This is a genomic window from Mycobacterium kyorinense, from assembly GCF_002101735.1.
Taxonomy (GTDB): Bacteria; Actinomycetota; Actinomycetes; order Mycobacteriales; family Mycobacteriaceae; genus Mycobacterium; species Mycobacterium kyorinense.
This window is the reverse complement of the sequence record NZ_LQPE01000102.1, coordinates 1-3,882: the sequence shown is the minus strand read 5'-3', so window position 1 is coordinate 3,882 and position 3,882 is coordinate 1. Positions and strand designations below refer to the sequence as shown.

Genomic DNA, 3,882 nt, shown 5'->3' with positions numbered 1-3,882 from the left:
GCCCTACGAGCCGACCACAAAACCAGCCATCAATCACCGCAAAACACGGCCGCTTGACATAGGAGCAACACGCTCGCCCTTCAGTCTCGGTGGCGCTCGCCGAGCACGGTGGCACCGTGCTGGTTCCATTCGCTTCGCCGGAAGCGACCGATCGATGTCGGAGGCTGCTGCTAGACCTGTGCTGACACGAGACGGAGGTTGGCAATGGTGAACAAAGCGGCGGTCACCGTAGATCGCGATCAGTTGAGGCTCGGCCCGGTCGGCGTGAGTTTCCAGCGGACGCTGCGCATTCCGGAGAGTGGACTGCATCCGCTTCCGCCCGGGTTGGGACGGTTCCCGCTCCGGCGGGTCGAAGATTACCCCGACACCGCGCCAGCCGAGTGGCTTGCCCGGGGCGGGATCATGCTGCCGATCTACCAGCGCGAGGCCGTGTGGCTCTCGTTCGATGCCGACGAGCCGGCAGCGCTGCAGGTGGGCATCGGGAAGGTGTGCGCGGTCAGCGGCAACAAGTGGAGCGAGTACCTGACGAGGGATCCCCAGAACTACGTCGCGCTGCCCGAGCAGCCCTGGCTGGACGGCATTAATGCCGGGGATGGGTACATTCGCCAGTTCGTTGCCGTCCCGCTCGGCTGCGGTGCCACGGTAGAAGGCCCAGATCACCGGGCAAGAGACCCACGGCGGCATCCAGTTGCGTGCGGTCGGTCTCACTCGCGAAGCACTCAAAAAGTGGCGAACGGAACGGCGTCGCATTGTTGACTGCTTGGCCGGGATCTCGCCAGTCCCCGCGACGCCGGCCATGGGCTTGGGAGCCGGTGGGCGAATGCGGCAGGAGGTCTACCGCGATGAGCGCTCTCTGTCCGACTACAACGAGAACCGCTCCTGGCGGGTGTTCGTGCACCTGTGCTCGGCCACTCAGTGGATGGCCATCACCGGCGAGGTACCGCCTCCGACACCCGTCAACCGGGACGCCTACGTGCAGGCCGGATTGCCGTGGTTCGACTACTTCGACGTCGATGCCAACGATCTGACGCCCAGTGACGCCTTGGCTCAGGTTAAGACGGTCGGCGGCGTGCTGGGCGACAACGACGGCGCCGTCATTCCGGTGGATCCCGCCACAGTCGTCTCGTTGAAGGACGCCGGCGGCGACATGGTCGCAGACGGCGAGTGGTGAGCGGCTGCGCCGGCGGCCGCCGGCTATCCTTACTTCGGGAGCAAAGTAAGGAGCGTCATGGACGTCTCGGCCACGGTGACATCAAAGGGACAGGTGACCATCCCGAAGCCGGTGCGGGATGCCTTGGGCATCAAGGACGGTGACGCGCTCATCTTCCGCGTCGAAGGCAATCGTGCCGTAATCGCCCGGACAGCCCACTTCCTCGAATTGGCCGGCACAATCCGGGTGCCCGCAGCCAAGCGCAACATCGCATGGGACGACGTGATCCGTCGCACCCGATCCGCTCGAGCTGCGGATCGACGGTGAGCGCGTTCGTCGATACGAACATCTTGGTCCGCCACCTGACAGGCGGCCCACCCGAGTTAGCCGCGCGCGCAAGCACATACCTCGCCACCGAACGAGACTTGCTGCTGACCGACCTCGTCACGGCCGAGACGGTGTACGTGTTGGAGTCGTTCTACGAAGCACCGCGCCACCAAATCGCCCAGGCAATACGCTCACTCGTCGCCTTCGATTCGATTCTCTGTGTTGATGCGGCGCTGCTGCTGCGGGCAATTGCGCTCTACGAAACTGACCGGCTCGACTTCGCAGAGGCATACCTGGTCGCCTGCGCCGAGAGCACCGGCATCGGCAGAGTTGCATCGTTCGACCGGTCCATCGATCGGGTCGGCACTGTAGAGCGGGTCGAGCCACCGTCTGTCTGAGCGGGGCCAAGGGGGTAGCCCTGGTCGCTGCGGAACGTTCGCGGCCGGGTCATCGTGACAAGCCGGCGATGATGTCGTCGACCGTGCGTTTGGCCAGCGCGTTGACCTCACGGCGACTTGCCCGTCTCAGCGGTCCGCGGAGCGCCAGTTCGGCGAAGCCGTGCACCGCGGACCAGCACGGCCACTCGGCGCCGGCGCGCCGTTCGGCTGGCAGCACGCCCGCCCCCACCATCGCGTCGAGCGCGTCGACCAAGGCGAGATATGGTGGGGCAACAGCTGTTTCGGCCGCATCGTCGGCGAGGTCCGCTCCGAAAAAGGCCGTGCTGAACCAGCCGGGCTCGTCCAGTGCGAATTTGATGTAGCCAAGTCCGACCGCTCGCAGCCGATCGGACGCCCTGCGGCCAGTCGAGGTGTGCATCCGCGCTGCCATCCGGTGCTGGATGGCAGTGGCGACCGCCCGTAGCAATGCTTCGCGGTCGGCGAAGTGACGGTACGCGGCGTTAGGGGAAACCCCAACTCGCCGAGTCGCTTCCCGGATGGTGAGTGCGTCCGGTCCGCCGGACCGGGTGAGGTCGAGGCCCGCGTCGATCAATGCGGTCCGCAGATCCCCATGGTGATAAGCGGTCTTCAAGTCAGCCAACTCTTGACCCTCCTCGGGCTCAAGTGTACGGTGTGAACATTACACCAAATGTTGACAGCGTGAACATCCCGAGCAACCAGGAGCCACCATGACCGACGACGTAGTCAGCGAGGTCGCCACTCTCAAGGCGCCGGCCGCCACCTTGTTTCGTATTCTCGCCGATCCGACAACGCACGCTGCCATCGACGGAACCGGCTGGGTCCGTGAATCACTCGACGCACGGCAATTGACTGACGAGGGACAGATCTTCCGGATGGCGATGTATCACGACAACCACCCGGTGGGGTCCTACGAGATGGCCAACCAGGTGACCGTCTTCGATCCTCCGCACGCCATCGCGTGGAGACCCGGCCAAGACATCGCCGGCGACGGCAACATCGAATTCGGTGGGTGGATCTGGCGGTACGACCTGATGCCATTGGGGCCGTCGGAAACGCAGGTGACGTTGACCTACGACTGGTCGGCAGTGCCGGCCGCGCTACGCGAGCACATCCAATTTCCGCCGTTCGCACTCGATCACTTGAAGAACTCACTGTCCAATCTCGGTGTGCTTGCCGGCGATGCCGCCGCGGTGTCGGGAAGGACGCCATCGTGACGGCGACAGCATTACCGCCTGTGGTGGACCAGGAAACGTGGCAGCGCGAACTGGACGCTTTGCGCGCCCGGGAGAAGGCCGCCACCCGCGAGCTCGACGCGATCGCCGCGCAGCGACGACGCCTGCCGATGGTCGAGATGCCGGACTACACGCTTGAAGGCGAGCACGGCCCCGTGCGGTTGGTCGACGTCTTCGAAGGCAAACGACAGCTGATTGCCTACCACCACATGTGGTTTCCCGGTGAGAAATGGCAGTGCCCCGGCTGCACCGGCTTCACCTCGCAGTTCACCCGCCTGGAATTCCTGGACAACTACGACGCCCGGTTCGTCATTGTCACGCAGGGACCTATCGACGAAGCGCTTGCATACAAGCGGCGGGTGGGTAACCGGATGACGTGGTACTCGACTGCCAACAGCTCGTTCGGAGCCGACGTTGGAGCCCCACCGGGCGGCGGATTCGGGGTGAATGTCTTTCTGCGCGACGGCGATCGGGTGTATCGCACCTGGCATACCAACGGACGCGGGACCGAACAGCTCAGTCACACGTTCGCGTTGATCGACATATTGCCCTACGGACGTCAGGAAGAGTGGCAGGATTCGCCGGACGGCTGGCCCCAGCGCCCCACCTACAGCGGATGGCCGAGTTCAGAGGAGATCGCCCGAGCCTACGGTGCCGAACGACTCTGACCCGTGAGCCGCGAGCGTGTTGCTCCTATGTCAAGCGGCCGTGTTTTGCGGTGATTGATGGCTGGTTTTGTGGTCGGCTCGTAGGC

Annotated in this window: 5 protein-coding genes and 1 pseudogene; 5 read left to right on the top strand and 1 reads right to left on the bottom strand. The window is 64.6% G+C overall.

From position 1 onward, the window contains the following. The first annotated feature begins 204 nt into the window (after window positions 1-204). The 3 genes and pseudogenes from AWC14_RS30200 (at window position 205) to AWC14_RS11940 (ending at window position 1,875) form a co-directional block, all read left to right on the top strand. Window positions 205-1,171, top strand: a pseudogene (locus AWC14_RS30200) (hypothetical protein). A 57-nt stretch (window positions 1,172-1,228) separates the two neighbouring features. After that, window positions 1,229-1,477 (top strand): AbrB/MazE/SpoVT family DNA-binding domain-containing protein, encoded by a 249-nt coding sequence (locus tag AWC14_RS11945; RefSeq protein WP_052425583.1) that lies wholly within the window; start codon window positions 1,229-1,231, stop codon window positions 1,475-1,477. Continuing rightward, window positions 1,423-1,875 carry a type II toxin-antitoxin system VapC family toxin gene (locus AWC14_RS11940; RefSeq protein WP_045378868.1) on the top strand — a complete coding sequence of 151 codons (453 nt, stop codon included), beginning with the start codon at window positions 1,423-1,425 and terminating at the stop codon, window positions 1,873-1,875. Before AWC14_RS11945 ends, AWC14_RS11940 begins: the two co-directional genes overlap by 55 nt. Window positions 1,876-1,924: 49 nt before the next feature. On the opposite strand, the gene AWC14_RS11935 is transcribed toward AWC14_RS11940, so the two are convergent. Then, the gene (locus AWC14_RS11935; RefSeq protein ID WP_081968145.1) at window positions 1,925-2,515 is read right to left on the bottom strand and encodes a TetR/AcrR family transcriptional regulator; all 591 of its coding nucleotides are present in this window, start codon (window positions 2,513-2,515) and stop codon (window positions 1,925-1,927) included. A gap of 88 nt (window positions 2,516-2,603) precedes the next feature. Between AWC14_RS11935 and AWC14_RS11930 the strand changes: the two genes are divergently transcribed. Both AWC14_RS11930 and AWC14_RS11925 read left to right on the top strand, forming a co-directional pair. Continuing rightward, on the top strand, window positions 2,604-3,110 hold the full coding sequence (locus AWC14_RS11930) for an SRPBCC family protein (RefSeq protein WP_045378871.1): 507 nt from the start codon (window positions 2,604-2,606) through the stop codon (window positions 3,108-3,110). Beyond that, window positions 3,107-3,796, top strand: a complete 690-nt coding sequence (locus AWC14_RS11925) for a DUF899 domain-containing protein (protein WP_045378874.1) — start codon at window positions 3,107-3,109, stop codon at window positions 3,794-3,796. Before AWC14_RS11930 ends, AWC14_RS11925 begins: the two co-directional genes overlap by 4 nt. Window positions 3,797-3,882: the final 86 nt, after the last annotated feature.